The 25,601-nt window shown below is 73.0% G+C and carries 20 protein-coding genes, 2 tRNA genes and 2 pseudogenes; 15 read left to right on the top strand and 9 right to left on the bottom strand.

What is annotated here, in order from left to right:
• Positions 1 to 13: 13 nt before the first annotated feature.
• The 4 genes from DDJ31_RS19155 to DDJ31_RS19140 all read left to right on the top strand — a co-directional run bounded on the left by DDJ31_RS19155 (position 14) and on the right by DDJ31_RS19140 (position 3,499).
• On the top strand, positions 14 to 1,204 hold the full coding sequence (locus tag DDJ31_RS19155; protein ID WP_127179081.1) for a sensor histidine kinase: 1,191 nt from the start codon (positions 14 to 16) through the stop codon (positions 1,202 to 1,204).
• Positions 1,201 to 1,899 carry a response regulator gene (locus DDJ31_RS19150; RefSeq protein WP_127179082.1) on the top strand — a complete coding sequence of 233 codons (699 nt, stop codon included), beginning with the start codon at positions 1,201 to 1,203 and terminating at the stop codon, positions 1,897 to 1,899. Before DDJ31_RS19155 ends, DDJ31_RS19150 begins: the two co-directional genes overlap by 4 nt.
• Before the next feature lie 146 nt (positions 1,900 to 2,045).
• Positions 2,046 to 2,570, top strand: coding sequence for a DUF6221 family protein (locus DDJ31_RS19145; protein ID WP_127179083.1), 525 nt, complete (start codon positions 2,046 to 2,048; stop codon positions 2,568 to 2,570).
• A gap of 191 nt (positions 2,571 to 2,761) precedes the next feature.
• Entirely contained in the window at positions 2,762 to 3,499 is a 738-nt protein-coding gene (locus DDJ31_RS19140; protein ID WP_127179084.1) for an SAM-dependent methyltransferase, read from the top strand.
• A gap of 162 nt (positions 3,500 to 3,661) precedes the next feature.
• Here the strand turns inward: DDJ31_RS19140 and DDJ31_RS19135 are convergent, their stop codons facing one another.
• Complete coding sequence (locus tag DDJ31_RS19135; protein WP_206280679.1) at positions 3,662 to 4,654, bottom strand: bifunctional DNA primase/polymerase; 993 nt, start codon at positions 4,652 to 4,654, stop codon at positions 3,662 to 3,664.
• Positions 4,655 to 4,999: 345 nt separating this feature from the next.
• On the opposite strand from DDJ31_RS19135, the gene DDJ31_RS19130 reads away from it, so the two are divergent.
• The 6 genes from DDJ31_RS19130 (at position 5,000) to DDJ31_RS19105 (ending at position 10,831) form a co-directional block, all read left to right on the top strand.
• On the top strand, positions 5,000 to 5,311 hold the full coding sequence (locus tag DDJ31_RS19130; protein ID WP_127179086.1) for a hypothetical protein: 312 nt from the start codon (positions 5,000 to 5,002) through the stop codon (positions 5,309 to 5,311).
• 222 nt (positions 5,312 to 5,533) lie between these two features.
• Entirely contained in the window at positions 5,534 to 6,481 is a 948-nt protein-coding gene (locus DDJ31_RS19125; protein ID WP_127179087.1) for a bifunctional MaoC family dehydratase N-terminal/OB-fold nucleic acid binding domain-containing protein, read from the top strand.
• A gap of 2 nt (positions 6,482 to 6,483) precedes the next feature.
• Positions 6,484 to 6,936, top strand: coding sequence for a MaoC/PaaZ C-terminal domain-containing protein (locus DDJ31_RS19120; RefSeq protein WP_431029201.1), 453 nt, complete (start codon positions 6,484 to 6,486; stop codon positions 6,934 to 6,936).
• Positions 6,933 to 8,099 (top strand): lipid-transfer protein, encoded by a 1,167-nt coding sequence (locus tag DDJ31_RS19115; protein ID WP_127179089.1) that lies wholly within the window; start codon positions 6,933 to 6,935, stop codon positions 8,097 to 8,099. The genes DDJ31_RS19120 and DDJ31_RS19115 overlap by 4 nt, the downstream gene beginning before the upstream one ends.
• A 371-nt stretch (positions 8,100 to 8,470) precedes the next feature.
• Positions 8,471 to 9,028 (top strand): SigE family RNA polymerase sigma factor, encoded by a 558-nt coding sequence (locus tag DDJ31_RS19110; protein WP_127179090.1) that lies wholly within the window; start codon positions 8,471 to 8,473, stop codon positions 9,026 to 9,028.
• Positions 9,029 to 9,142: 114 nt separating this feature from the next.
• Positions 9,143 to 10,831 carry a long-chain fatty acid--CoA ligase gene (locus DDJ31_RS19105; protein ID WP_127179091.1) on the top strand — a complete coding sequence of 563 codons (1,689 nt, stop codon included), beginning with the start codon at positions 9,143 to 9,145 and terminating at the stop codon, positions 10,829 to 10,831.
• A 164-nt stretch (positions 10,832 to 10,995) separates the two neighbouring features.
• Here the strand turns inward: DDJ31_RS19105 and DDJ31_RS19100 are convergent, their stop codons facing one another.
• The gene (locus tag DDJ31_RS19100; RefSeq protein ID WP_127179092.1) at positions 10,996 to 12,201 is read right to left on the bottom strand and encodes an MFS transporter; all 1,206 of its coding nucleotides are present in this window, start codon (positions 12,199 to 12,201) and stop codon (positions 10,996 to 10,998) included.
• Positions 12,202 to 12,452: 251 nt separating this feature from the next.
• Between DDJ31_RS19100 and DDJ31_RS19095 the strand changes: the two genes are divergently transcribed.
• Positions 12,453 to 13,034 (top strand): TetR family transcriptional regulator, encoded by a 582-nt coding sequence (locus DDJ31_RS19095; protein ID WP_127179093.1) that lies wholly within the window; start codon positions 12,453 to 12,455, stop codon positions 13,032 to 13,034.
• A gap of 67 nt (positions 13,035 to 13,101) precedes the next feature.
• Here DDJ31_RS19095 and DDJ31_RS19090 read toward each other — a convergent pair whose 3' ends face one another.
• Together DDJ31_RS19090 and DDJ31_RS19085 are read right to left on the bottom strand one after the other, a co-directional pair.
• On the bottom strand, positions 13,102 to 17,739 hold the full coding sequence (locus tag DDJ31_RS19090; protein ID WP_127179094.1) for a PAS domain-containing protein: 4,638 nt from the start codon (positions 17,737 to 17,739) through the stop codon (positions 13,102 to 13,104).
• A 204-nt stretch (positions 17,740 to 17,943) separates the two neighbouring features.
• Entirely contained in the window at positions 17,944 to 18,444 is a 501-nt protein-coding gene (locus DDJ31_RS19085) for an SSI family serine proteinase inhibitor (RefSeq protein WP_127179095.1), read from the bottom strand.
• Positions 18,445 to 18,628: 184 nt separating this feature from the next.
• Here DDJ31_RS19085 and DDJ31_RS19080 point away from each other — a divergent pair.
• Positions 18,629 to 18,719 (top strand) — tRNA-Ser (locus DDJ31_RS19080).
• Positions 18,720 to 18,888: 169 nt separating this feature from the next.
• Positions 18,889 to 18,961 (top strand) — tRNA-Arg (locus DDJ31_RS19075).
• A gap of 128 nt (positions 18,962 to 19,089) precedes the next feature.
• Here DDJ31_RS19075 and DDJ31_RS19070 read toward each other — a convergent pair.
• From DDJ31_RS19070 to DDJ31_RS19055, 5 genes and pseudogenes are all read right to left on the bottom strand, one after another.
• A complete protein-coding gene (locus tag DDJ31_RS19070) occupies positions 19,090 to 20,415 on the bottom strand; it encodes an MFS transporter (RefSeq protein ID WP_127179096.1) in 1,326 nt (441 codons plus the stop codon).
• 17 nt (positions 20,416 to 20,432) lie between these two features.
• The gene (locus tag DDJ31_RS40055; protein ID WP_253302968.1) at positions 20,433 to 21,194 is read right to left on the bottom strand and encodes a guanine deaminase; all 762 of its coding nucleotides are present in this window, start codon (positions 21,192 to 21,194) and stop codon (positions 20,433 to 20,435) included.
• A gap of 86 nt (positions 21,195 to 21,280) precedes the next feature.
• Positions 21,281 to 21,757, bottom strand: a pseudogene (locus DDJ31_RS40050) (amidohydrolase family protein); the annotation flags it as partial.
• Positions 21,758 to 22,041: 284 nt separating this feature from the next.
• The gene (locus tag DDJ31_RS19060) at positions 22,042 to 22,350 is read right to left on the bottom strand and encodes a hypothetical protein (RefSeq protein ID WP_171480851.1); all 309 of its coding nucleotides are present in this window, start codon (positions 22,348 to 22,350) and stop codon (positions 22,042 to 22,044) included.
• Between the two features lie 170 nt (positions 22,351 to 22,520).
• On the bottom strand, positions 22,521 to 23,036 hold the full coding sequence (locus DDJ31_RS19055) for a hypothetical protein (protein WP_127179097.1): 516 nt from the start codon (positions 23,034 to 23,036) through the stop codon (positions 22,521 to 22,523).
• A 214-nt stretch (positions 23,037 to 23,250) separates the two neighbouring features.
• Here DDJ31_RS19055 and DDJ31_RS19050 point away from each other — a divergent pair.
• Both DDJ31_RS19050 and DDJ31_RS19045 read left to right on the top strand, forming a co-directional pair.
• Positions 23,251 to 24,060, top strand: a pseudogene (locus DDJ31_RS19050) (DUF2797 domain-containing protein); the annotation flags it as partial.
• A 432-nt stretch (positions 24,061 to 24,492) separates the two neighbouring features.
• Positions 24,493 to 25,473, top strand: a complete 981-nt coding sequence (locus DDJ31_RS19045; protein WP_127179098.1) for an amidohydrolase family protein — start codon at positions 24,493 to 24,495, stop codon at positions 25,471 to 25,473.
• The last annotated feature ends 128 nt before the right edge of the window (positions 25,474 to 25,601 follow it).

Here is a 25,601-nt window from a genome sequence, read left to right as displayed (position 1 = left end):
TTATCGTCGCGCCGTGTCCGCCTACGACAACCCCTCACTCCCCGGGCCGGCTTCCGAACGGGAGCCCGGCCCTCGGGCCGTGCTCCGCTACGACGCCGGTCTCCAGTGGGCCGTCACCCTGCTGATCGTCGCCATCGCCGTCGCCACCGTCCGGCCGGTGGGCGTCAGCGGTCAGGGCCTGGCCGTGGTCGCCCTGCTGGTGGTCAACTCCGCCGCCCTGCTCGCCAGGCATCTGCCGCCCGACCTCCCGCCCCGGGCCGCGCTCCTCTGGCTGACCGCCGGTGTCGTGGCGTCGGCCGCCCTGCTCGAAGTGAGCGACGCCGGCTCCGGCTACCTCTTCGCCTACTTCCTCGTCGGCCACGCCGGCTACCGGCTCCCCCTCAAGCAGGCCCTGGCGGTCGCGGCCCTCTCCAGCCTGCTGTGCGGCGCTGTCTTCTACTTCTACGTCGGCCCCGACCACCAGGTCATGACGTGGACCTTCGGCCTCAGCACGGGTATCCCGGTGGTGGCCGGAATCCTGGGCCGCAGCAAGCAGCAGGCGGTGGAGGCGAAGCTCCAGGCCGCCGAGTCCGCCGAGCGGGCCGCGCGGGCCGAGGCGCGGACGGCCGTGCTCACCGAACGCGGCCGCATCGCCCGGGACGTCCACGATGTGCTGGCGCACTCACTGGCCGGGATCAACATGCACCTGGAGCTGGCGGACGCCCTGATCGACACCGGTGACCTGGAGAAGGTCCGCGCCGCGCACAACACGGCGCAGAGCCTCGTCAAGGAGAGCCTGAAGCAGGCCCAGTGGACCGTGCACGCGTTGCGCGAGGACTCTCTGCCACTGCTCGAGAGCCTGACCGCCATGATCGAGTCGTCCGGCCACCGGGAGGCGCTGACCGTCACCGGGACCGTCCGCGAACTGCCGGCGCAGGTCACCCAGAACGTGCTGCGCATCGCGCAGGAGGCGCTGACCAACGCGGCCCGGCACGCTCCCGGGGCCGAGATCGCGGTGGAGTTGACGTTCGACACCGCGTCGACGACCCTCACCGTCCGCAACGGACCCCCGACCGGTGAGCCGAGCGCGGGCGTCGGCAGCGGCATGGGGCTGATAGGAATGCGCGAACGCGTCGCCCTGCTGGGCGGCACCCTCACCGCGGGTCCCCTCACCGAGGGAGAGGACCGGGGCGGCTGGCAGGTGGAGGCAGTGATCCGAGGATGACGACGAACGAACCGGCCCAGGAGCCACCCGCCCCGCAGGACCCGCCCGCCGAGCGCACGCTGAGGGTGGTCGTCGCCGACGACCAGGCCGCCGTCCGCGAGCCGCTGGCCGCGGTGCTCGACATGACCGCGGACATCGACGTCGTGGCCGCCGCCGCCGACGGCACCGAGGTGCTCGCCGCCGTGGCCGCCGCGCCGGTCGACGTCGTCCTGATGGACCTGCGCATGCCGGTGATGGACGGGATCGAGACCACTCGCCGGCTGAGCGAGGAGCACCCGGGTACGGCCGTGGTCGTGCTGACCACCTTCGCCGACGACGACTCGATCCTGGCCGCCCTGAGCGCCGGCGCCCGCGGCTATCTGACGAAGAACGCGGGACGTCAGGACATCGTCCGCGCGATCCGGGCCGCCGCAGCGGGACAGTCCGTGCTCGACCACGAGGTGCAGAACCGCCTCCTGGCCACCGTCCGCACCCGCCCCACGGCCGACGCGCAGCCGCTCCCGCCCGACCTCACCCGCCGCGAACGCGAGGTGCTCACCCTCATCGGCCGGGGCCTGCCCAACCGGGCCATCGCCGAGAACCTCTTCATCAGCGAGGCCACGGTCAAGACCCACATCAACAACCTGTTCGCCAAGACCGGCATCCAGGACCGCGCCGACGCCGTCCGCCGCGCCATCGCGGCAGGGCTGGCGTGATCTTGAGTGGGGCAGGGGCAGGGGGCAGGGTGTTGATGCCTTTCAGGCGGGCGGGCCTTCGCGTCTTCCCTGTCGACAGGGCTCCGGCCGCGGGGCTCGCTGGCTAAACTCTGCCGGGCCGCTGCACGCCTGCCCGGGAGTAGCACGTGAATGACGACTTGGTCGATTTCCTGCGTGCCCGACTCGATGAGGACGACGCCTTCGCCGAGATGGCGGTGGCTACGCACGGCGGAGGCGAGTGGCTGATGCGCGGGCGGCTTGGGCAGGAGGGGCCGATCGAGGAGAAGTCGACCGGCTGGATCGTGGTCCCCGACACCGGCGTCCCCGACCACCTGGAGGCCCTTCACATAGCCCGCCACAACCCGGCTCGGGTCCGTCGCGAGGTGCGGGCCAAGCTCGGCATCCTCGACAAGTACCGGCCCGACGCCACTGATCCCCATCCGGGCCACCCCTGCACCAACAGCGTCCACTTCGATCCCTACGGGGATGAGTACGACCCTGATGTCATCTGCGAGCGCCACGCACGGGCCATCGACGAGCGCCCGGACGGGGCCTTCGGCAACGACGCGGTGCTGAGACTGCTCGCACTGCCCTACGCGGACCATCCGGACTACCGGCCCGAGTGGGCACCGGACGTGCGACCTCGGTCGTGGGACGTCCCGCACATGTAGCCAGGACAGCTCGAAGGTGCGCACCCCAGGTCATCACCGGTGCGCTTCCGCCCGGTCACGTTGACCGGCGTCGATCCGCACCGCCTCCGGGCCTCGCACGCGGGACAGGGTCAGGGTGCCGTCGCCCGGTCTCCGTCCGGTGGCGGGTAAAGCGGGTGCGGCGGGCGGGCGGCGCTGTCAGGCTGCGCGCCATGGACCGGGACAAGATCTCTCAGCTGGCGCACGCCGACCACCCCGTCAACAGCCCGCTCGACGACGAGTCGGTGCGCCGGCTGCTCCGTCGGACCGTCGGCCGGGGCGACGCACACGTGCTCGACCTCGGCTGCGGTGAGGCGGCCTGGCTGTTGCGGACTCTGGTCGAGCATCCCGACGTGACCGCCGTGGGCGTCGACAACTCGGCCCAGGCTCTCGCGAAGGCCCGGAAGGAGGCGGCCGCTCTGGGCGTCGAGCGGCGGCTCGTCCTCCACCACCAGGACGCCGCGGAGTTCGCGTCCGACGGGCGTTTCGACGCCGTGCTCAGCGTCGGTGCCGCCCATGCCTTCGGCGGACTCCTGCCCACCCTCGACGCCGCCCGCGGCCATCTCGCCCCCGGTGGCCTGGTCCTGGTCGGCGACGCCTACTGGGAGCGCGAACCCACCACCGCGGCACGCGAGGTGCTGGGCGAGTACGAGGACCTGGCGACCACCGTGGACCACGTCGTCGCCCACGGCTGGACCCCGGTCTTCGGGCACATCAGCACCCGTCAGGAACTCGACGACTTCGAGTGGTGCCACACCGGCTCCCTGGCGACGTGGGCGCTCGACCACCCCGACGACCCCGACAGCGCCGACGTCCTCGACGCCGCCACCACCCACCGCTCCCAGTGGCTGCGCGGCTACCGCGACAGCTTCGGCTTCCTCACGCTCGTCCTCCGCCGCACCTCCGGGTGACCACCGGGGGCGACCGGGGCGACCGGCCGGAGCACGCCGACGCGCGTTCCGTCGGCCGTGGGAGGTGCCGCGGCGGCCTGGTCGGCCTTCCGGCACAGCCCCTCACCCGGGCTGTCCCCGGGTCCGTGGCTTCAGTCCTGTCCCCGGCCCTGTCCTGATCTCCTACCCCCGGTGTCCCGTCATCCGTGCCGCCGACGCGATCGTCCCCCTGGCCTCCCGCTCGGTCAGGCCCGTCGCGCGGGCCGCGTCCAGGAGGGGGCCGGTCAGGGACGGGCCGATGCCGTTCTCGTAGGCGCGGCACGCCGCCCAGAAGAGGCGGGTGTTGCGTTGGCCGGGCCGCGCCGACCGTACGAACTGGACCAGGCCCTGCCCGTGGTAGCCGCCGTCCGCCGGTGCCGACCTCGGGTGGAGCGGGCGCGGCGGGGGCAGCAGGAGCCGCAGGAGGGGGACCGGGCAGGGCGCGGGAGCCAGCCGGTCCGTGCCCGGTGCCGTGCTGTAGACGCCGTGGTCCGTACGGGAGCCTGGGCCCACCAGGTAGCCGCCCGCGCCCCTGATGTCGATGCCGGGGGCCAGCCGGCCCGCCGAGTTGGGGACGACGGCGTCCGCTGGGCCGGTGAGCCAGAGGTGGCGGCCACCGCTCGGGGTCAGGACGACCACCGTCTCGGGGATCGTGAACAGGTGGCGCCGCGCCAGCGCGCGCAGGTTCGCCGACGCGTCCGTGCCGGGCTTCGTGTCCAGGTCGACGCCGATGAGGTGGTGCGGGGGCAGCCCGCACGCGATGCCGTAGCCGGTCGCCCAGGGCGCCGCGGCGAACAGCGCCCGGATGCGGGCCGGGTCGGTCGAGGCGTCGTACACCCCGTGCCCGGGACGCCCGCACTCACCGTGACAGGGCCGGGCGGGCCGGGCGACGCCCTCGCCCCGGCCCCCACCTTCGCCCCGGCCATGGCCCCCACTTTCGCCTCGGCGCCCACCCCCACCTTCGCCCCGGCCCCGGTCTCCACCTTCGCCTCCCCCTCCGTCCCCGGTCTCCTCCCGGTGGGGTGAGCGGAGTGCCGGGAGCTTCGTTCGGGACAGGGGGATCACCGCCAGTCCGCGGTCCGCGGCTGACAGGGCGTGCGCGAGGGCCGGCCTCGTGGCCTGCCGGTCGGTGGCCATGATTTTATTTTCGTACTCACGTTCGAAAAAAGGAAGAGGGGCGGTCTCGGTGCGCCGGGTTCCGCCGGGGTCGGTCAGGATCTGGCGAAACGGTTCACCCTATGTGCCGCTTGGGTCGTTAACGCGGCCTCTGTCCTGTCTCTGTGGAAGAGGTAGCGAAAAGGGTTTATCGACTTGTCGTAGCACTTGAGGGGGAATCGTCTCTTCCGAGGTGGTTCATCGGGGTGCGGTGGGCAACTCTGATTCCGCGACGTCGTGCAACACACCGAGACGGTCGGCCAACTGCCTCGGAAAGAGCCTTACTTGACGTACTTCCGGCGACAGCCGGGTTCTGGAGGAAGAAACATGGCAAGCATCCGTACCGCCCGCGTCATCGCCGCCGTCTCCGCCCTCCCGCTCGCAGCCGCCCTGTTCACCGGCGTCGCGGCGGCGGACAACGGTGGCTTCGCGGCCGACGGATCGAACGCCGGTGTCGCGAGCATCGTCGGCAGTGGCGTCGGCCACGACAACACCGGCAACCTGGCGACCACACAGCAGAACGCGGTCGGCTCCGGGGCCTCGAACCAGAGCAACACCGCCCAGGTCAAGGGCTCCGCCTTCACCGCCGTCAACCAGGGCAACGAGAACGTGCTCGTCCACTTCAACCGCCTGTGGTGAGCCGCCCCTGATGGCCGGGGTGTCCTTCGTGGGGTGGTGACACGTCTGTGCGGCGGTGCTTCGGCGCCGCCGCACAGGCGTTTCCGCCGCCCTCTCGCCCTCTCCTCTCCTTGCCCTGCCGTCGCCCCTTCCCCGCCCCCGGTAGATGCGGCGGCGCTCCCCATGTCCGGTCGCAAAGGCATGCCTTGACAGGTCATCAGATCTGACGGACAGTCAGAAACCGTGGCGAGGAGCGAAGAAGGAACCGAGAGTGTCGACGACCCGTTCGGCGCGCTGCTCAAGCGGTACGAGGGGCAGCCTGCCGCCGTCTCGGGGCGCGGGCGCGATCCCGTCAACCCGGCCATGATCAGGCACTGGTGCGAGGCGATGGGCGACGCCCACCCCGGCTACCGGGGACCGGACGCCGTCGCGCCGCCCACCATGCTCCAGGCCTGGACGATGGCCGGCCTCGACGGCCGCAACAGCCGCACCGGGCCCTACGTCGAACTGCTCGCCGCCCTCGACGACGCCGGCTGCGCCTCCGTCGTCGCCACCGACTGCGAGCAGGAGTACCTCCACCCCCTGCACCCGGGCGACGAGGTGAGCTTCGACGCCGTCATCGAGTCCGTCTCCGCGCGCAAGACGACCAAGCTGGGCACCGGCTACTTCGTCACGACCCGGATGGACGTCCGGGTCGGCCCCCGCCTGGTCGGCACCCACCGCTTCCGCATCCTCAAGTACGCCCCGCGGGAAGCGAGTCCGGAGCGGGGCGGCGGCGCGGACACCCGCAGGCCCCGGCCCGTCGTCAACCGCGACAACGCCGGTTTCTGGGAGGGCGTCCGCGACCACCGCCTCCTCATCCAGCGCTGTGCCGCCTGCGCCGCCCTCCGCTTCCCCTGGCTCCCCGGCTGCGGTGGCTGCGGCAGCCCGGAGTGGACGCCGGTCGAGGCGAGCGGCGCGGGCACGGTCTACTCGTACGTCGTCATGCACCATCCGCCGTTCCCGGCCTTCGAACCGCCCTACGCGGTCGCCCTGATCGAGTTGGCGGAGGGCGTGCGGATGATCAGCAACGTGGTCGGGGTGCCGCACGACGAGGTGCGTGTCGGCCTGCCCGTCGCCGTCGAATTCCGTTCCTACGACGATGAGTTGACGCTCCCCGTGTTCCGCGTCCGAGAGGCGGTGGGGGTATGACCGTGCGCGCGGGGGAGACGCTGGCGCCGCTGGAGATACCCGTGACCCGCACCCTGATCGTCGCCGGGGCCCTGGCCTCCCGGGACTTCCAGGACGTGCACCACGACGCCGAGGCCGCGAGGAGCAAGGGCTCCCCGGACATCTTCATGAACATCCTCACGACCAACGGCCTGGTCGGACGCTACCTCACCGACCGCTTCGGCCCCGAGACCGTCCTGCGCCGGCTGGCGATCAGACTCGGCGCCCCCAACCACCCCGGTGACACACTGGTGTTGACCGGGACGGTGGAGGAGGTCGCGCCCGACACCGACGGCGCTGAGGGAGCCGGCAGGTCAGGCGACGGAACCGGTGCCCGGGACGTCGTGACCGTCCGGGTGGTCGGGGTCAACGGCCTCGGGCACCACGTCACCGGCACCGCCACCGTCGTCGTCCCGTCGTCGGGAGGCCGTCGGTGAGGGCGCGCGGGCGGGACGGCCTCGGCGGGCGGGCGGCGATCGTGGGGATCGGCGCCACCGAGTTCTCCAAGGACTCGGGGCGCAGCGAGCTGCGGCTGGCGGCGGAGGCGGTGCGGGCCGCGCTCGCCGACGCCGGGCTCACCGCGGCGGACGTCGACGGCATGGTGACGTTCACGATGGACACCAGCCCGGAGATCACCGTCGCCCAGGCGTGCGGGATCGGCGAGCTGTCCTTCTTCTCCCGGGTCCACTACGGCGGCGGCGCGGCCTGCGCGACGGTCCAGCAGGCGGCGCTCGCCGTGGCGACCGGCGTCGCCGAAGTCGTCGTCTGCTACCGGGCGTTCAACGAGCGCTCGGGGCGCCGGTTCGGTTCGGGGGTGCGGCACCGGGAGCCGTCGGCGGAGGGCGCGGCGCTCGGCTGGGCGCTGCCGTTCGGGCTGCTCACCCCCGCCTCCTGGGTGGCGATGGCCGCGCGCAGGTATCTGCACGCCTACGGGCTGACCCCGGAGGCGTTCGGCCAGGTCGCCGTCGTCGACCGGATGTACGCGGCGACGAACCCGGCGGCCTACTTCTACGGCCGCCCCCTCACCCTCGCCGACCACGCGGCCTCCCGCTGGATCGTCGAACCGCTGCGGCTGCTCGACTGCTGCCAGGAGACCGACGGCGGCCAGGCGATCGTCGTCACCTCGGTGGAGCGGGCCAGGGACCTGGCCCGGCGGCCGGCCGTCGTCACGGCGGCGGCCCAGGGCGCCGGGCGCGGCCAGGAGCAGATGACCAGCTACTACCGCGACGACCTGACCGGGCTGCCCGAGACGGAGGTCGTCGCCCGCCGGCTCTGGCGCGCCTCCGGGCTCACCCCCGCCGACATCGACGTGGCGATCCTCTACGACCACTTCACGCCGTTCGTGCTGATGCAGCTGGAGGAGTTCGGGTTCTGCGGGAAGGGCGAGGCGGCGGACTTCGTCGCCGGGCGGACGCTGCCGCTCAACACGCACGGCGGGCAGCTGGGGGAGGCGTACCTGCACGGGATGAACGGCATCGCGGAGGCCGTGCGCCAACTGCGCGGCACGGCGGCGAACCCGGTGCCGGACGCGGAACGGATCCTGGTGACGGCGGGCACCGGCGTGCCGACGTCGGGGCTGATCCTGACGGGGGACGGCTGAGCGGCGGGCGGCGGGCGGCGGGCGGACGGCTGAGCGGCGGACGGCTGAGCGGCGGACGGCGGGCGGCGGGTGGCTTACGGCTGACCGGCTGGCGGCGGGGCGCGCCCCTCCCTCCGGTCCCTCCAGGGGCCGTGCCTCTCCCTCCGGTCCCTCCAGAAGCCGTGCCGCTCCCGTCCTCCGGAGCCCGTGCCGCTCCCGCCCTCCAGGGGTCTGTCATCAGGGGCGGGCCGGGGGTCATCCCGCAGTACCCCCGACCCGTTCCTCCACCTTCAGGAGGTGGGGCCCGCACCACCCCTACAACCTGAGGGGGACCCCGCTTCGGGACCTGCGGCCGATCCGCCGGAGGCACCCCCGCTCCTAGCGTGGAATCCATGACCACACTCGTCTGCACCAGCGCGTCCGCGGCTGCCGAACCCGCGTCGCGGGCCCCCTCGTACCCGTCGTTCGCGTCCTACGTGCGGGCCCGCCAGCCGGTGCTGCTGCGGACCGCCCGGTCGCTGACCGCGAACCCGTGCGACGCCGAGGACCTGTTGCAGACGGCGCTGACCAAGACGTACGTCGCCTGGGAGCGGATCGAGGACCACCGCGCGCTGGACGGCTATGTCCGCCGCGCGCTGCTGAACACCCGCACCTCGCAGTGGCGCAAGCGCCGGGTCGACGAGTTCGCGTGCGAGGAGCTGCCCGAGCCCGAGCCGCTGCCGGCCGGCGACGACCCGGCCGAGCAGCAGGCGCTGCGCGACGCGATGTGGCGGGCGATCACGAGACTTCCGGCCCGGCAGCGGGCGATGGTCGTTCTCAGGTACTACGAGGACCTCAGCGAGGCGCAGACCGCCGAGGTCCTCGGTGTCTCGGTGGGCACGGTGAAGTCGGCGGTGTCGCGTGCGCTCGGCAAGCTGCGCGAGGACACCGAGCTGGGGCTTGTACGGTAATACGCCCAATCCTGGGCAGATGTCCGCCGGACGTGACGTGATCGATCACCGGCACCTAGTGACATACCGCGCGGTACGTGCGCAGAATCGGCGCAAACCCCACCGCCGTCGGCAATGTCGCCCCGGGAGGACGCCGTGCAGAGCACGATGCAGGACGTACCACTGTTGATCTCCAGGATCCTGACCCACGGGTCGACGATCCACGGGGCATCGCAGGTGACCACCTGGACGGACGGCGCGTCCGGCGGAGGAGAGCCGCACCGGCGCGGCTTCGCCGAGATCGGCGACCGAGCCGCCCAGCTGGCGCACGCCCTGCGCGACGAACTGGCCGTCGCGGACGACGACCGGGTCGCGACCCTGATGTGGAACAACGCGGAGCACGTCGAGGCGTACTTCGCGATCCCGGCGATGGGCGCGGTCCTGCACACCCTCAACCTCAGGCTCCCGGCCGCGCAGCTGGCCTGGATCATCAACCACGCCGCCGACCGCGTGGTGATCGTCAACGGCTCCCTGATCCCGCTCCTGGCCCCGCTGCTCCCGCACCTCAAGACGGTCGAGCACGTGGTGGTGAGCGGTCCGGGCGACCGCGCCCCGCTCGCCGACGCCACCGCGCGCGTCCACGAGTACGAGGACCTGATCGCCGGCCGGCCGACCTCGTACGACTGGCCCGAGCTGGACGAACGGCAGGCCGCCGCCCTCTGCTACACCTCCGGGACCACCGGCGACCCCAAGGGCGTGGTGTACAGCCACCGTTCGATCTACCTGCACTCGATGCAGGTCAACATGGCCCAGTCGATGGGCCTCACCGACCAGGACACCTCCCTGGTCGTCGTCCCGCAGTTCCATGTGAACGCCTGGGGACTGCCCCACGCCACCTTCATGACCGGCGTCAACATGCTGATGCCGGACCGCTTCCTGCAACCCGTGCCGCTCGCCGAGATGATCGAACGCGAGCGCCCGACGCACGCGGCGGCCGTCCCCACCATCTGGCAGGGCCTGCTCGCCGAGCTGACCGCCCACCCGCGCGACGTCACCTCGCTCACCCAGGTGACCATCGGCGGCTCGGCCTGTCCGCCGGCCCTCATGGAGGCCTTCGACCGCCTGGGCATGCGGGTCTGCCACGCCTGGGGCATGACGGAGACGTCACCGCTCGGCACGGTCGCCAGGCCGCCGGCCCAGGCGATCGGCACGCCGGAGGAGTTCGCGTACCGGCTCACCCAGGGCCGCTTCCCGGCCGGCGTCGAGGCCAGGCTCACCGGACCCGACGGCGAGCGGCTGCCCTGGGACGGCGAGTCGGCGGGCGAGCTGGAGGTGCGCGGCAACTGGATCGCGGGCGCCTACTACAACGGCCCGGACGCCGAACCGCTGCGCCCCGCCGACAAGTTCAGCGAGGACGGCTGGCTGAAGACCGGCGACGTCGGCACCATCTCGCCGGACGGCTACCTCACCCTCACCGACCGCGCCAAGGACGTCATCAAGTCGGGCGGCGAGTGGATCTCCTCGGTCGAGCTGGAGAACGCGCTGATGGCCCACCCCGACGTGGCCGAGGCCGCCGTCGTCGCCGTCCCGGACGACAAGTGGGGCGAACGCCCGCTGGCCACGGTCGTCCTCAAGGAGGGCGCCACCGCCGACTTCACGACGCTGCGCGCCTTCCTCGCCGAGGAGGGCGGGATCGCCAAGTGGCAGCTCCCGGAGCGCTGGACGATCATCGAGTCGGTCCCGAAGACGAGCGTCGGCAAGTTCGACAAGAAGGTGCTGCGCAGGCGGTACGCGGACGGCGACCTGGACGTGACGCGACTCTGAGACGGTCGCCGGGACGACGGTCCTGACGCGGGCCGGGCGGGGGATCACCGTGGTGGTCCCCCGCGAGCGGTGACGGGGTCGCCGTCGGACCGCCGTACGGTCGCACGGCCGTACGGTCGTACCGCCGTGTCCACTGTGGTCACTCCCCGCGTGGGTCCCGGGGGTCACCGCCTTACAGCCGTGCTCCCCCACCCCGCCACCAGCCAGGTCCCCGCCACCGCGCAGACCCCGCCCCAGCCCCAGTGGGTGAAGGCGAGACCGGCCAGCGCGGAGGCGGTGGCGCCGCCCGCGAAGCCCGCCACGACGTAGGCGCTGTTGGCGGCGGCCGGGGAGCGGGTGGTGGTGAGGGCGAGCGTCTGGTTGGCGACGTGCGAGGCGACCAGCGCCGCGTGGATCACGATCGCGGCCACGAACAGCGCCGCCATCACCTGCCCGCCCAGCCAGAACAGCGGCACGGACACCGCCGCGAGGAGATACGCGTACCGGACGACCTTGGCGGCGCCGAACCGGTCGACCAGACCGCCGGCCAGCGGCGCGACCACGCTCGCGGTGAGTCCGAAGAGGCCGAAGAGGCCGGCGGTCGCGGTGGAGAGGCCGTACGGCCGCTCGGTCAGCAGCAGCGCGAGCGTCGTCCACAGGGCGCTCCACGCGCCGTACATCCCGGCCTGCCGCACGCACGCCCGCCACAGGTCGGGCGAGCGGCGCACCAGCGACGGCATCGCGGCCAGCCCGGCGAAGACCGGCCCCTCGCGCCGTCGCCTCTCGACCGGCAGGACGGCGGCGGTGGCCAGGCCGAGGACGGCGGTCAGCGCGGCCGCGCCCACGAAGGCGGCCCGCCAGCCGAACGCCTGCCCGACCAGCCCGCCCAGCACCCGGGCGGCGACGACCCCGGTGAACAGTCCGGAGATCACCGCGGCGACATGACGGGCCCGCCGGTCGACGGGGGCGCGTTCGGCGACCAGCGGCACCAGCAGTTGCGGGACGACGGTGGCGGCGGACGCCACCAGCACCGCGGCGGCGAGCGCGGCGATCCCGGGCGCCAGCGCGCCGACGGCCAGCGCGGCCGTGGTGACCAGGGAGAGGACGGCGACCAGCCGGCGCCGGCTGACGCTGTCGCCGAGCGGGGCGAAAAACAACAGCCCGGCCGCGTAGCCGAACTGCGCGACCGAGGCGACCCAGGCCACGGCGGACGGCGTGGAGCCGAAGTCGTGCGCGATCAGCGGCAGGAGCGGCGCCGCGAGATAGATGTTGGCGGCCGTGACGGCCGTGCAGACGGCGATGAGCGGGAGGAGTATCCGGTCCCGGAGCGCGGACGGGGGTCGTCGGACCTGCCGAGGACTCGTGCGCGCGGCGGTGGCTTCGGACGGCATGGCGAGGCGCTCCTTGGGACGGAGGGTGCGGAGGGTGCGGCGGTTACGGAGGGTGCGGAGGGAGTGAGGCTGCGGAGGGAGTGAGTGTGCCGAGGGCGCGAGTGCGAGGAGGAGCGAGTGTGAGGGACGGGGCGGGACGGGGCGGGACGGCAACCAACCGGTTGGTTGGAACGAAGGCGGCAACAGTCTGCGGCGCCCCCGCATTCCCCGTCAACCAAATGGTTGGTTACTTGCGGCGGTACCCTGCCCTCATGGCAGCAAGCAGGGACCCCGAGGCGACGAAGGCCCGGATCTTCGAGGCGGCGGTCACCGAGTTCGCCCGGTACGGCATCGCGGGCGCCCGGATCGACCGGATCGCGTCCGCGGCGAAGGCCAACAAGCAGTTGATCTACGCCTACTTCGGCAACAAGGCGGAGCTGTTCTCACAGGTCCTCGGCCGGTCCATGGTCGACCTGGCCGCGGCGGTCCCGGTCGACCCGGACGACATAGAGGGCTGGCTCGACCGGCTCATGGACTACCACGCCGTCCACCCCGGACTGCTGCGCCTCCTCTACTGGGAGGGCATCGAGTACGGCAGCGCCGAACTCCCCGACGAGGGCGAGCGCCAGGCGCACTACACCGGCAAGGTCGCCGCCGTCCAGGACGGCCAGGACCGGGGTGTCATCAGCGACGCGATCCCGGCCCGCGACCTGCTCTTTCTGCTGATCGCCCTGGCCAACTGGGCGACGGTCGTCCCGCAGATGAGCCGCATCCTGGCGGGCGCCGACCCGACGGACCGCGACCGCCTCCGCGCGTCGATCAAGGAGGCGGCCCGCCGCATCGTGGCGCCCTGAGCAGCACCCGGCGGGCCGGTCGAGCTGTCCCGACCGAGACCGGGGCCGGACTCCGGTTGCCCGGAGGTCAGTTGGTGCCTATCCGGGCCAGCAGGTCGACGATCCGGCTCTGCGCCTCGGGGCTCGTGGACCGTTCGGCGAGGAACAGGACCGTCTCGCCCGAGGCCAGCCTGGGCAGGTCGGCCTGGTCGACGGCGGCCGTGTAGACGACCAACGGGGTCCTGTTGAGCTGGCCGTTCGCCCGCAGCCAGTCGATGATCCCGGCGAACCCCGACTGCCGCCTGTGCACCTGCATCAGGTCCATCACGACCAGGTTCGGCCGCAACTGCCCGGCCAGCGCCACCGCGTCGGCGTCACTCGCCGCCCGCGCGACCTGCATCCCGCGCCGCTCCAGCGTCGACGTCAGCGCGAGCGCGATCTCCGCGTGCTCCTCGATCAGCAGCACCCGCGGCGGATGCTGCTCGCTGTCCCGGGGCGCGAGCGCCTTCAGCAGCACGGCGGGGTCGGCGCCGTACGCGGCCTCGCGGGTCGCCTGCCCGAGCCCGGCCGTCACCATCACGGGCACCTCGGCGGCCACCGCGGCCTGCCGCAGCGACTGGAGCGCGGTCCTGGTGATCGGCCCGGTCAGCGGGTCCACGAACAGCGCGGCCGGGAACGCCGCTATCTGCGCGTCGACCTCCTCGCGCGAGTGCACGATCACCGGCCGGTAGCCGCGGTCGCTCAACGCCTGCTGGGTCGTCACATCAGGGGCGGGCCAGACCAGCAGCCGACGCGGGTTGTCGAGCGGCTCGGGCGGCAGTTCGTCGTCCAACGGCTGCGCACGCGGCGGATCCGCGACCTCGACGGCGCCGCCGGGACCGTCCAACGGCTCGGGCCCCTCATCGGCGTTCACGTCGGGGGCGCCTATCGCGTACGACCGTCCGCTGCCCTCGGTCCCCTGCGCGAGCCGCGACTGCCCGGCCTGCGAGGACGGCTGCGCCTGCGGCTGGGCCTGCGCGGCGGGCTGCTCGCCCGTCGGGTGCGGGCGGCCCGCGGCGGGGTCGGGCGGCGTACCGAGCTTGCGGCGCCTGCCGCCGCCGTTCGGCTGGTGCGGCGGGGGCGTCGCCGTCGGCAACTGCACCTGGGCGGCCTGCCGCGTGAAGGGCACCCCCTGCCCGAGCGTCCGGACGCTGATCGACCGCCCCTGGGTGGAGTTGGGGTCGAGCGGCGCGGGCGGCGCGGCGGCCTCCGCGGGCAGCGGCTGGGGCCGGGGTTGCGCCGGGGCCTCAGGAGGCAGCGGGGCCGCGGTCGCCTCGGCGGGCAGCGGCAGCGGCTGCCCCGAGGTGTTCTGGGCGGGGCCACCGGGCGCGGCGGACGCGGGCGGCAGCGGCTGCGCGGCGACCGGCTGCGCCTGCTCGGACCCGACGGCGGTCCCCTGCGCGGGCGTCCCGGCCGGGCCGCCCGGCTGCGCGACGGCACGGCGACGGCGTCCGGTGGGCGCGGCGGTGGGGTGGGGCTGCGGCGGGGTGTGGTCGTCGTCCTGGTCGAGCGGAACGGCGTCGTGCCGACCGTCGTCGATCAGGGCGTCACCGGAGGCGTCCTGCCCGCTCTGCCCGGGAAGCTGCGGCCGCGCGACGGGCTGCGGCTGACCGGAAACCTGGGGCTGGCTGGTCGTCGGCGGCAGGCCGGTTGCCTGCGGCTGACCGGGGACCTGGGGCTGGCCGGTCGCCTGCGGCAGGCCGGGAGGCGGCTGGAGCTGGGGCTGACCGGCGTTCTGGGGCCGGGGGGCCTGCGCCTGGGCGGGTACCGGACCGTGCGCCTGACCGGGCAGCTGACCCGGCGCCTGGCCGGGCACCGGGGCCTGCGGCTGGGCGGGTCCCGGCTGCGGCTGGCCGAGCGCGGGCGCCTGCGCGGGGACCGGCCCGAGGCCCTGCGCCGGAACGGGCCCCTGCGCCTGGACCGGCGCGAGCCGCGGTGGCTGGCCCTGCGCGGGCACCGGCCCCTGGGCCTGACCCCTGCCCTGCACGGGCGCGAGCCCCGGCGCCTGCGCCTGCCCCGGCATCTGAACGGGCGCGGGCGCGACCGCACCCGGCATCGGCTGCGCCTGACGAGGTGCCGGCGGCTGCGGCTGGGCCTGTGCTGGTGCTTGAGGCTGCGCCTGGTGCGGGAGGTGCTGCCGGGCCGCCGTCTCGGGGGTGCGGTCCGCCTCCGCCGGGGGCAGGGCGAACACCGGGCGCGGGGCGGCTTCCTGAGCCGCGGCGCGCTCGTTGGCCGCGGCCAGGGCACGCCGGCGCCGCCCGCTCGGCTGACCCGGGTCGTCGACCGGAACGGGCTGTCCCGGGGGCGTCGGCTGAGGTGCGGAGGCGGCGGGCAGGGCGGGCGGCAGGGCGTGCTGCTCACCGTGCTCGTTCAGAGCCCGGCGACCCCCGCCGGGCGCGGGCACACCGCGCGGCGGAACGGTGCCACCCAGCCCCGTCCCGACGGCCGCGGCGCCCGCCGCGTGCTCCCCGGCCATGACGACGGCACCTTCGGAGACCCCCGGACCCCCCGGACCCCCCGGACCCCCCGGCCCGCCCGGAGCCCCGGGAACCCCGGGCACCCCCGTGTCGGCGACCCCGCGATCCACGGCACCCTCGGCGGCCCGCCCACGCCGCCGCCCGGTACCACCGTCCCCACCGGAATCACGGGCCCCGTCGAACCCATCGAACCCATCGAACCCGTCGAACTCATCGGCCCCGTCCAGCCCGGCCGAAGGGGCTGACCCGGCGGAGGAGGCAAGCGCGGGAAGCGCGCCCCCGACACCGGCCCCCGCGCCAGGCACAGCGCCTGCACCAGGCACGGCCCCGGGTCCTGCCACGGCGTCCGCGCCGGGGGCACCCTCCGCGGCCCGCCTGCGCCGCCGCCCGGTGGGCGCACCGCCCTCGCCGGCCGGTTCACCGCCGTCACCGGGAACGTCGCTCTCCAGGAAGGCGTCGACGGAGGCCCGCCGGGCGCGTCGCCTGCCGCCGCCCGAGGTCTGCTCCTCGGCGGGCGGCGCCTCCTGCGCCACGACCGGGACGGCGCCCGCGCCACCGCCGATGGGCACCTCGAGGACGAACGCGTTGCCGCTCATGCCCGGGACCTCGTGGGTCTGGAGCACTCCGCCGTGGGCGCGCACGATCCCGCGCACGATCGGCTCGTGCACCGGGTCGCCGCCCGCGTACGGGCCGCGCACCTCGATCCGTACGACCTCGCCGCGCTGCGCCGCCGCGACGACGACGGTGTTGTCCAGGTAACCGCCCGCGGAGACGGGGGTGTTGCCGGTGGCGTCGACGCCCGCGACGTCCGCGATGAGGTGCGCGAGGGCGGTGGCGAGCCGCTGCGGGTCGACCTCGGCCTCGATGGGCGGGGCGTGCACGGCGAACTGCACCCGGCCGGGGCCGATCAGCTCGACGGCGCCGTCCACACCGGCGGCGACGACGGCGTCCAGCATCACCTTGGTGCGGCTGACCGTCTCGCCGCCGGTGTCGAGGAGCTGGTAGCCGAGCACGTTGTCGATGAGGGTGGTGATGCGGGAGTAGCCGGCCGAGAGGTGGTGCAGCACCTGGTTGGCCTCGGGCCACAACTGCCCGGCGTCGTCGGCGGCGAGCGCGGCCAGCTCCCGGCGCAGCTCGTCGAGCGGGCCGCGCAACGACCGTCCGAGCAGCGTCAGCAACTGCTCGTGACGCCCGGCGAGGGCCTCGTAGCGGTCCTTCTCGCGCTCGCCGAGCGCGGCGATGCGCTCCTCGCCCGCGGCCAGCTCCTCGGCGTGCCGCTCGGCCAGTTCCTCGAGTTCGGTGACGTGCTTCTGGCGCAGGGCGGTCAGTTCGGAGGCGTGCTCCTCGTCGAGGCGCTCCAGGTCCTCGTGGTGACGCCGCTCGGCCTCCTCCTTCTCCTCGGCGAGCACGTCGTACGGCCGCCGGTCGGTGAAGGTCATGACGGCGCCGACGAGCTGGTCGCCGTCGCGCACCGGAGCCGTCGTCAGGTCGACGGAGACCTGGTCACCGGACTTGGACCAGACGACCTGCCCGCGCACCCGGTGCTTGCGCCCGGAGCGCAGGGTGTCGGCGAGCGGCGACTCCCCGTACGGGAACGGCCCGCCGTCGGCCCGCGAGTGCAGGACGAGGGTGTGCAGCTCCTTGCCGCCGAGGTCGCTGGCGCGGTAGCCGAGGATCTGCGCGGCGGCCGGGTTGACGAGCACGATCCGCCCGTCGGTGTCCGTGCCGACGACGCCCTCGCTCGCGGCCCGCAGGATCATCTCGGTCTGCCGCTGCGAGCGCGCCAGTTCGGCCTCGGTGTCCACGGTGCCGGTCAGGTCCCTGACGACCAGCATCAGCAGCTCGTCGCCGCTGTAGCCGTAACTGTCGTACGCCTGCTGCCCGTTCTCCAGGTTGGCGCTGGTGACCTCGACCGGGAACTCCGTCCCGTCGGTGCGCCGCGCGACCATCCGGGTCGGTTTGGTCTGCCCGCGCGGGTCCATGTGGTCGGGCCTGCGCATGGAACCGGGGATCAGCTTGGAGTCGAACTGCGGCAGCAGATCGAGCAGTCCGCGCCCGACGAGCGCGGTGCCCGGAGCCTCGAAGGCCTCAAGGGCGATGGTGTTCGCGTTGACGACCGTCCCGTTGGCGTTGACCAGGACCAACGCGTCGGGCAGTGCGTCGAGTATCGCTGCGAGGCGAGCAGCGCCTCGGGATGGCCTGCTGCTCACGAGACGCTTCCTCCCTGTTACCGCACCTTGCCGACCGCTCGGGCCATCTTGCCAACCGACCCGCGACGTGTCACGCGAGGGAGTCTACGACCCCGGGTACCGCCGGGGGCGCTCAATGAGAGGGAGGTCGCACGTCGAAGTGACGCAGAACATGTGACCGCCAGCTCAGGCCCACGGGGGATTGAGAAAGACGGCCGCGGCGGGTCAGGAGCTGCCCTGGGGACGGGGGCTCAGATCGGGCAGCAGCGGCACGAGCCGGTCCCACTGCCCGATGTGGCAGCCGTCGCGACGGTCGAACGAGGCGTCGACGGGCCGCCCGGCCCAGGTACCGGTGACGTGCGCGGTGGCGGGACCGCCGTACTGCAAGGTGCAGACGCTGTCGTCGGGAACGGGCGCGAAGGTGTCCCGCCCCCACTGGGTGATGCGGTCGAGCCGGTCGCAGGCGGCGCCGGAGTCGGGGTGGCTGCCGCCACCGGGATGGCAGTACAGCTCGAACGTCCCGTCGAACCCGGCACCGGCGTGCCGGACGGTCACGGAGAGACGGTCCCCGACCGGGGTCTGCGCCGCGTGGGCGACGGGGGACGAGAGCGAGGAGAGGGACGAGAGGAGGGAGACGCCGAGGGCGGCGAGAACGATGAGGGGACGGGGGTGGGCGGCGCTGGGTGAGCGGGCGGGGAGGGCGGGGAGGGGAAGAAGACGAGACATGACCTGCCTAACGCGGCACGCCCCAGGACGATGCGCCGAGCCGCGACACCTCGTTCCGCGGCGGCGGGGAAGCCCTTTGCCCTGCGGCCCGCCCGCCTAGTACCGTGGGAGCCGATTGGTGACAGCGCGCTCATCTGTGTCATCATCTGCACGCACCACTCGCGCTCGCGCGGGGGGTTGTGCTGGAGGCGTCGCCTAGTCCGGTCTATGGCGCCGCACTGCTAATGCGGTTTGGGCCTTAAAGCCCATCGAGGGTTCAAATCCCTCCGCCTCCGCGCAAGATCACGAAGCCCCGGTCCCAGGACCGGGGCTTCGTCGTTTCCGCAGCTCACAAGGGGTAACCCGAACGGATTTCACATGGCGGCGGCAGTCATGTAATGTTCTTCCTGTCGCCGCAACGGCCCGGAAAACCCCGGACCAGAAGCCAAGACAACAACAGAACAAGCACTCGTAGCTTAACGGATAGAGCATCTGACTACGGATCAGAAGGTTGCAGGTTCGAATCCTGCCGAGTGCACATAGATGAGAGGCCCCGGAGAGATCCGGGGCCTTTCGCGTTGTGGTGGCGGCCGGCGGCGAAGTACAGCAGGCTGCTGGACTGGACGTCGAGGAGGGCGTCGGCTCCGTCTCGTTACCGCGCATCCGCTACGAGCGCGGTGTCGCCGTTTCCTTGATGAAGAGGCCCGCGAGTGCTCCCAGGACCAGCAGGATCGGCATCATGAGGAGCGCGTGGCCGTAGTCGGTGAGTGTCGGTGAGCCGGGCAGGAGTTTGTTGGGGACGGCCTGGAGCAGTCCGCCGATGATGAAGCAGACGCCGTTGACGATGGCCGCCGAGCTGCCGACGAGTTTGCCGGGGACGGACTCGCCGGCCACGGTGAAGGCGAGCATGTGGGCGCCGGCGAAGAGGCCCACGCAGAACATGGTGACCACGGAGACGGAGTTGGTCTCCCTGGGCAGGTAGACGAGCAGACCTACCGCGACCGCCTGGAGGAGGACGCCCACGACGGCGGGGACGCGGCGGTTGTTCCAGTGGTCGGAGAGCAGGTTGAACAGGGGCGCGCCGACGGCGAGGCCGAGCCAGGACATGGCGGTCAGGACCGCGGCGAGCGAGGTGCCGGCGCCGCGGGCCTCCATGACGCGCGGGCCCCAGAGCACGCCCATCGCGAGCATCGAGCCGAAGGAGACACCGGCCAGCAGCGCGGAGAGCACCACATTGCGGTTGCGGAAGCAGGTACCGAGGTCGCGGAAGATGCCGGGGACGAGCGGTGGCCGGGCCGCCCCCGTGGCCTGGGCCAGCTGTGCGGGGCCGGCCGTGGGGTTCCGTACGAGGAGGGCGAAGAGCACGATCAGCAGGAGGCCGCCCGCGCCGAAGCCGTTGAGGAGCTGCTGCCAGCTGACTCGCTGGAGCTGCCAGGAGATCGCGGGCTGGCCGAAGGCGGACCCCAGTGAGGCGAGCGACTGCACGAGGCCGAACATCAGGCCGTAGCGGGCCGCCGGGAACCACTGGCCGCCGATGTATCCGGCACCGACGAATCCGAAGAAGGAACCCACGGCGAGGACGATCTGCGCGGCGATCAGGGTGGCCATGCCGGTGGTCTGCGCGTACAGGAAGGCGCCCGCGGTGACGAAGGCGACGGCGATGGCGAGCAGCGGGCGGGAGCCGAAGCGGTCGAGCAGGGCGCCCGAGAAGAACTGGCACAGCGCGAAGGCCCACGTGTAGATGGAGCCGGCGAGGCCGATCTGCGCGACGGTGAGCGAGGCGGACTTCTGGATCTCGGGGGAGACCACGGCGTAGCCGGTCTGGATGGAGAACAGCCAGACCACGAAGGCGGTGCACAGGCCCCAGATGAGCCACGCCTCGACGCCGCCGATGGTTCGGTGCGGGCCGTGCAGCATGCGGGCGCCGGGGTGCTTCTTGTACTCGGGTTCGTCGCCGGTACCGGAGGTGGGGGCGGGGGCGGTGCTCGCCATGTCGTTCTCCTGTCGGCTCAGGCGGACCCACGGTCGCGGTCGTGCGCCAGGGCGCCGTTGACGTACGTCGCGCGCACGGTGCGGTCGTCACCCATGACGGCGAGGACGAACAGCAGCTCGTCGATGTCGCTCACGCGAGAGGTGCGCCGGGCGAGCAGCGGGGTGGCCCTGGGATCCAGGACGACGAAGTCGGCCTCGTGTCCGGGTTCGAGCGAGCCGACCTTGTCGTCGATGCCCATCGCCTGGGCACCGCCGAGGGTGGCGAGGTAGAACGCCTTGACGGAGTCGAGCGGGTAGTTGCTCAGCTCGGCGACCTTGTAGGCCTCGTTCACCGTGGCGAGCAGCGAGAACGAGGTGCCCGCGCCGATGTCGGTGCCCAGCCCCACCCGCATGGGGCGTCTGGCGTCCTTGGCGTCGTGGACGTGGAAGAGACCGCTGCCGAGGAAGAGGTTCGAGGTGGGGCAGTGCGCGACGGCCGTGCCGGTCTCGGCGCATCGGGCGCGTTCGCGGCCGGTCAGGTGCACTCCGTGGGCCAGCACGGCGCCGCGCCCGAGGAGCCCGAAGTGGTCGTAGACGTCGAGGTAGCCCCGCCGGTCAGGGAAGAGGGACCGTACCCAGGAGACCTCTCCGGTGTTCTCGGAGATGTGCGTGTGCACCAGCGCTTCGGGGTGCTCGCGCCACAACGTGCCGGCCGCCTCCAGCTGCTCCGGCGTGCTCGTCGGGGCGAAGCGGGGCGTGATGGCGTAGAGGTTGCGGTCCTTGCCGTGCCAACGTTCCAGCAGCGCCTTGGAGTCCTCGTAGCCCGACTGAGCGGTGTCGAGCAGGGCGTCGGGGCGTTGCGGTCCATCAGGACCTTGCCCGCGGCCATCCGCATGCCGCGCCGGGAGGACTCCTCGAACAGCGCGTCCACCGACTGCGGGTACACCGCGCAGAACGTCAGGGCCGTCGTGGTGCCGTTGCGCAGGAGTTCGTCGCAGAAGAACGACGCGATCCGGCGGGCGTAGTCGGCGTCGGAGAAGCGCTGCTCCTCGACGAAGGTGTAGTGGTTGAGCCAGTCGATGAGCTGGGAGCCGAACGCGGCGATGATGCCGGTCTGCACGTAGTGGATGTGGCTGTCGATGAACCCGGCCGTGATCACGTGGTCCGGGTAGTGGTCCACCGTGGTGCCCCGGGGCAGTCGCTCGCGCAGGGCGCCGTAGTCGCCGGCCGCGGTGATGACACCGCCTTCGCAGATCAGCAGCCCGTCGCTCTCGTACACGAAGGCGTCGTCACGGCCGACCAGGAACGGATCGTCCCGGAACCATATGAGCGGTCCGCGGACAGCTGTGACGTGCGCGGGCATGGGCCACCTCCGGGCGACGGGACGCAGGCACTTCCCTCTATGCACACCCGCCCGGGTGATCTCCGCACGCCAGGTTGACCCGTACGGGTGACCCTCGCACGGGAGGCGGACCCCGCTCCCCGGGGGCCTCGGCCTCGGCGCGGCCGTCTCGGAGACCCGCGCCAACGGGCCGTGCGCCGAGCCGAGTTGTGTCGCTGCCGTGGTCTTCGGGTCAGGCGCCCTCCGCGCGCCGGCGTCCCCTCGATCCCGTCCGCAGGCAGTGGCTCAGCCCTACGTATGCGGCCTCAGTAGACGATGACTCTCCAGCGTTCGACCCACAGCAGCCAGGCGCCTGCCGGTCCGCGTACCTGGACGCGGTCGCCTTCCCGCTGCTGGACGGAGCCGTAGAGCGTGGCCTCGGGGAGGTCCACCCTGACCGTGTCGTCGATCTCCACGTCATCCTCGACCGGCCGGTTCCACTCGTGCGCGCAGCGCTCGCAGGAGTAGGCGACCACCTCGCGTCCCTCGACGGTCGTCGGACGGCCCAGGCGGACCGCCTCGACGCGGCACCGGGGACAGGGATCGGCGGTGTGTCGGCCTACGCTGCGGGACATTCCTCGATCCTGCGTGCGGGGCGCGGGGGACGCAAGATCCGGTCCTCGATCATGGCTGCGGGGCTGCGGGGCTGCGGGGCTGCGGGGCACATGGGACGCACGGTCCGGTGGAGGCCCCGGGGGAGCGTTCCGGTCCCGGGGCCTTTCGCGGTGGGCTCGGTCGGGGGCTCTCAGGCCGCCGTCCACCGCCACGCGTTCGCGCTGTACACGCACTTGATCGTCGTCCCGCTCGCCGTGCTGGTGACCGCTCCGTGGTCGCTGTTGCGGCAGAACTGGCCCGCCGAGTAGCAGTTCCCCGCGTTCGAGACGATCGAGCAGGTGCCGGTGCGGCTGGTGGTGCCGCTTCCGCCGGTGCTGCCGCTTCCGCCGCCCGCGCCGGCGACCCTCGCCGCCGCGGTCCTCGTGACGGTGACCGTCGGGGCCGGCTTCGCCTTCACCTTCACGGTCTCCGTGACGGTCGGGGCCGGTTCAGGCGTCGCGGTGGTCGTGGCGGTCGCCGTCACCGTCGTCGCGGGCCGCACCTTGGCCTCGACGGGCTGCTGCTCGGCGTCCCCGGTGGAGCCGATGAGCACACCCGTCAGGAACAGCGCCGATCCGCCGAGCCAGACGAGGGCACGCTTGCGGAGCGGGCGGGCGTCGGGCGGTCGCGGTGCCGGCGGTATCGGAGCGGTGTACGGGTTGGTCATCTCTTCCCCCCTGGGAGCGTTGCGTGGAGTGACCGTAGTGCCCGGGAGAGTGATGTGTGGGAGATGTGTGCGGGAGGTGTCCAATCTGTGACATCCCCTGTCCTCGACCCTGTCCTCGACCCTGCCTTCGGCCCTCCCCTCGGCCCCGCCCTCCGTCCTGTTCGCCGTCCTGTTCGCCGTCCCGTTGTCAGTGGTCGGCCCTACTCTCGAAGCAATGGCACAGGCATGGAAGTGCTCGGGGCTGCGGTGGGTGGACGGCGTGCCCGAGCTGGTGTGGGACGGCGGTCGGCGCTCCGCGTTGACCTGGGGGAAACGGGTGGCCTTCAAGGTCGCGGACGGGGGTGTGCGGACCTGTGTGGGGGCTCGGGGGCACCTCTGCCCGATGCGCGCCGTCGTCTCGGCGCGGAGCACGGGGGCGCGGTGCGAGGAGTGCGCGCGGTTGGACCGGGCGCACTCCGTCGCCGCCGACACCCTCGCCGACGACCCCCGCCCCTACCGCGTCTATCTCGCGTGGTTCGGGCCCGGCCTGGTCAAGGTCGGCATCACCCGCGTGGAACGGGGATCCGTCCGGCTGTTGGAGCAGGGCGCCGTCTGTTTCAGCTGGCTCGGCACCGGCCCTCTGATGGCCGCCCGGCGTTCCGAGGAGCTGCTGCGGGCCGCCCTCAAGGTGCCCGACCGCATTCCGTACGCCGACAAGCGGGCCGTCCGTTCCGCGCTGCCCGGCACGGAGGCCGAGCGGGCCGCCGAGGTGCGGGCGCTGCACGCTCGCGCGGTCGCCCTCGACGGCTGGCCGGAGTCGCTCGCCCGTGAACCCTGCCTGACCGTCGACCACTTCGGCGTCTTCGGCCTCGCCGATCTGCCACCGGCCCTCGGAGAGGTCAGCGGGCTCGTCGCCGGCGGCGCCCTGAGCGGGGAGCTGGTCGCGGCGGCCGGTCCCGACCTGCACCTCGACCTCGCCGACGGCCGCGGGGTCGTCGTCCTCGACACCCGACTCCTGCGGGGGTGGGAGCTGGGGCCCAGCGACCGATCCGGCGGCCGACTCGACGGCCTGTCCGGGGGTCGACTCGACGACCGACTCGACGACCGACCCGGCGGGCAGTCCCGGAGTGGTTCCCGGGGGCCTTCCGGTCCCGGGGGTCCGGGCGGCGGGTCCGGTCCAAGCGGTCCGTACGGCGGTCCAGGCCGCGAAATCGGCTTCCCGATCAGGGAGTTCCGCCCACCCGACGACGGGTCTGCCGTCCAGGACGGGCTGTTCTGAGGACGGCTTCGACCGTACGGCAAGCCACCCCCTGCCGTACCACCCCCTGCCATGCCACCCCTGCCGTACCACCCCCGGCTGTGCCACCAGCGGTGCCGCCGCCCCCCCAACAGGCCACCGCCTCGACCGTCCACCACCCCGCCGGGGTAGAAACGAGAGGGACAGCAGTGGGCGTCGCGTCGCGCGGAGGGCAGGCACATGCACGAGACACGGGAGTCGGGCGAGGAGATTCCTTCCCGAGCCGACGAGAGCCTTCCCCTCCCCGCCGAAGCCTCCCCACTCACCGCGGGGACCCTTTCCCTCCCCGCTGAAGCCCTCCAGATCCGCCGGTTCACCGAGCGGTTGGGCATTCCCGGGCTGGTCGACGTCCACACCCACTTCATGCCCGAGCGCGTCCTCCGCAAGGTCTGGGCCTACTTCGACTCCGTCGGGGCGCTCGGCGGTGACCTCGACTGGCCCATCACCTACCGGCACGAGGAGGACGAACGGCTCGCGGTGCTGCGGGAGTTCGGTGTGCTGGCCTTCACCGCCATGCTCTACCCGCACAAGCCCGGCATGGCCGAGTGGCTCAACGGCTGGGCCGTGGAGTTCGCCCGCAGGACGCCCGACTGCCTGCACACCTCCACCCTCTTCCCCGAGCCGGGCGTCGAGCGGTACGTCAGGGAAGCCGTCGAGCGCGGCGCCCGGGTCTTCAAGGCGCATGTGCAGGTCGGCGCCTACGACCCCGCCGACGCGCTGCTCGCCCCCGTCTGGGGGCTGCTCGCCGAGGCCGGGGTCCCGGTGGTGATCCACTGCGGGTCAGGGCCCGCGCCCGGTCGGCACACCGGACCCGAGCCGATCGCCCGGGTGCTCGCCCGCCACCCCCAACTCCGCCTGGTCGTCGCGCATCTGGGGATGCCCGAGTACGAGGACTTCCTCGGCCTCGCCGAGCGGTACGGGGAGGTCCGGCTCGACACGACGATGACGTTCACCGACTTCAGTGAGCGGCTGGCGCCCTTCCCCGCGCGGGCGCTGCCCCGGCTCGCCGCCCTCGGTGACCGCGTCCTGCTCGGCAGCGACTTCCCGAACATCCCCTACCCCTACCTCCACCAGCTCCAGGCTTTGGAGCGGCTCGGCCTCGGCGACGACTGGCTGAGGGCCGTCTGCCACGACAACGGAAAGCGGCTGTTCGCCCGGTAGGCGACCGGTGGGACTGCGGGGACCCCCGCCGGCCCCTTCCCATGCCCCGCCTGAGAGCCCCCTGTGTGTTTCTCAGAGAATTCACAGGTGAGGGAAAGGGTGCTCTCAGAGGGCGCCGACAAGGTGTC

The organism is Streptomyces griseoviridis (assembly GCF_005222485.1).
Classification (GTDB): Bacteria; Actinomycetota; Actinomycetes; order Streptomycetales; family Streptomycetaceae; genus Streptomyces; species Streptomyces hintoniae.
Note: the sequence above shows the minus strand (reverse complement) of the source record. Positions and strands in the feature narration are given on the sequence as shown.

Bases quoted from the DNA above. Each gene is read 5' to 3' on its own strand.
- DDJ31_RS19150 (WP_127179082.1), top strand. From the start codon at position 1,201: ATGACGACGAACGAACCGGCCCAGGAGCCACCCGCCCCGCAGGACCCG.
- DDJ31_RS19140 (WP_127179084.1), top strand. From the start codon at position 2,762: ATGGACCGGGACAAGATCTCTCAGCTGGCGCACGCCGACCACCCCGTC.
- DDJ31_RS19135 (WP_206280679.1), bottom strand. From the start codon at position 4,654: ATGGCCACCGACCGGCAGGCCACGAGGCCGGCCCTCGCGCACGCCCTG.
- DDJ31_RS19130 (WP_127179086.1), top strand. From the start codon at position 5,000: ATGGCAAGCATCCGTACCGCCCGCGTCATCGCCGCCGTCTCCGCCCTC.
- DDJ31_RS19110 (WP_127179090.1), top strand. From the start codon at position 8,471: ATGACCACACTCGTCTGCACCAGCGCGTCCGCGGCTGCCGAACCCGCG.
- DDJ31_RS19105 (WP_127179091.1), top strand. From the start codon at position 9,143: ATGTCGCCCCGGGAGGACGCCGTGCAGAGCACGATGCAGGACGTACCA.
- DDJ31_RS19100 (WP_127179092.1), bottom strand. From the start codon at position 12,201: ATGCCGTCCGAAGCCACCGCCGCGCGCACGAGTCCTCGGCAGGTCCGA.
- DDJ31_RS19095 (WP_127179093.1), top strand. From the start codon at position 12,453: ATGGCAGCAAGCAGGGACCCCGAGGCGACGAAGGCCCGGATCTTCGAG.
- DDJ31_RS19085 (WP_127179095.1), bottom strand. From the start codon at position 18,444: ATGTCTCGTCTTCTTCCCCTCCCCGCCCTCCCCGCCCGCTCACCCAGC.
- DDJ31_RS19070 (WP_127179096.1), bottom strand. From the start codon at position 20,415: ATGGCGAGCACCGCCCCCGCCCCCACCTCCGGTACCGGCGACGAACCC.
- DDJ31_RS19060 (WP_171480851.1), bottom strand. From the start codon at position 22,350: ATGTCCCGCAGCGTAGGCCGACACACCGCCGATCCCTGTCCCCGGTGC.
- DDJ31_RS19055 (WP_127179097.1), bottom strand. From the start codon at position 23,036: ATGACCAACCCGTACACCGCTCCGATACCGCCGGCACCGCGACCGCCC.
- DDJ31_RS19045 (WP_127179098.1), top strand. From the start codon at position 24,493: ATGCACGAGACACGGGAGTCGGGCGAGGAGATTCCTTCCCGAGCCGAC.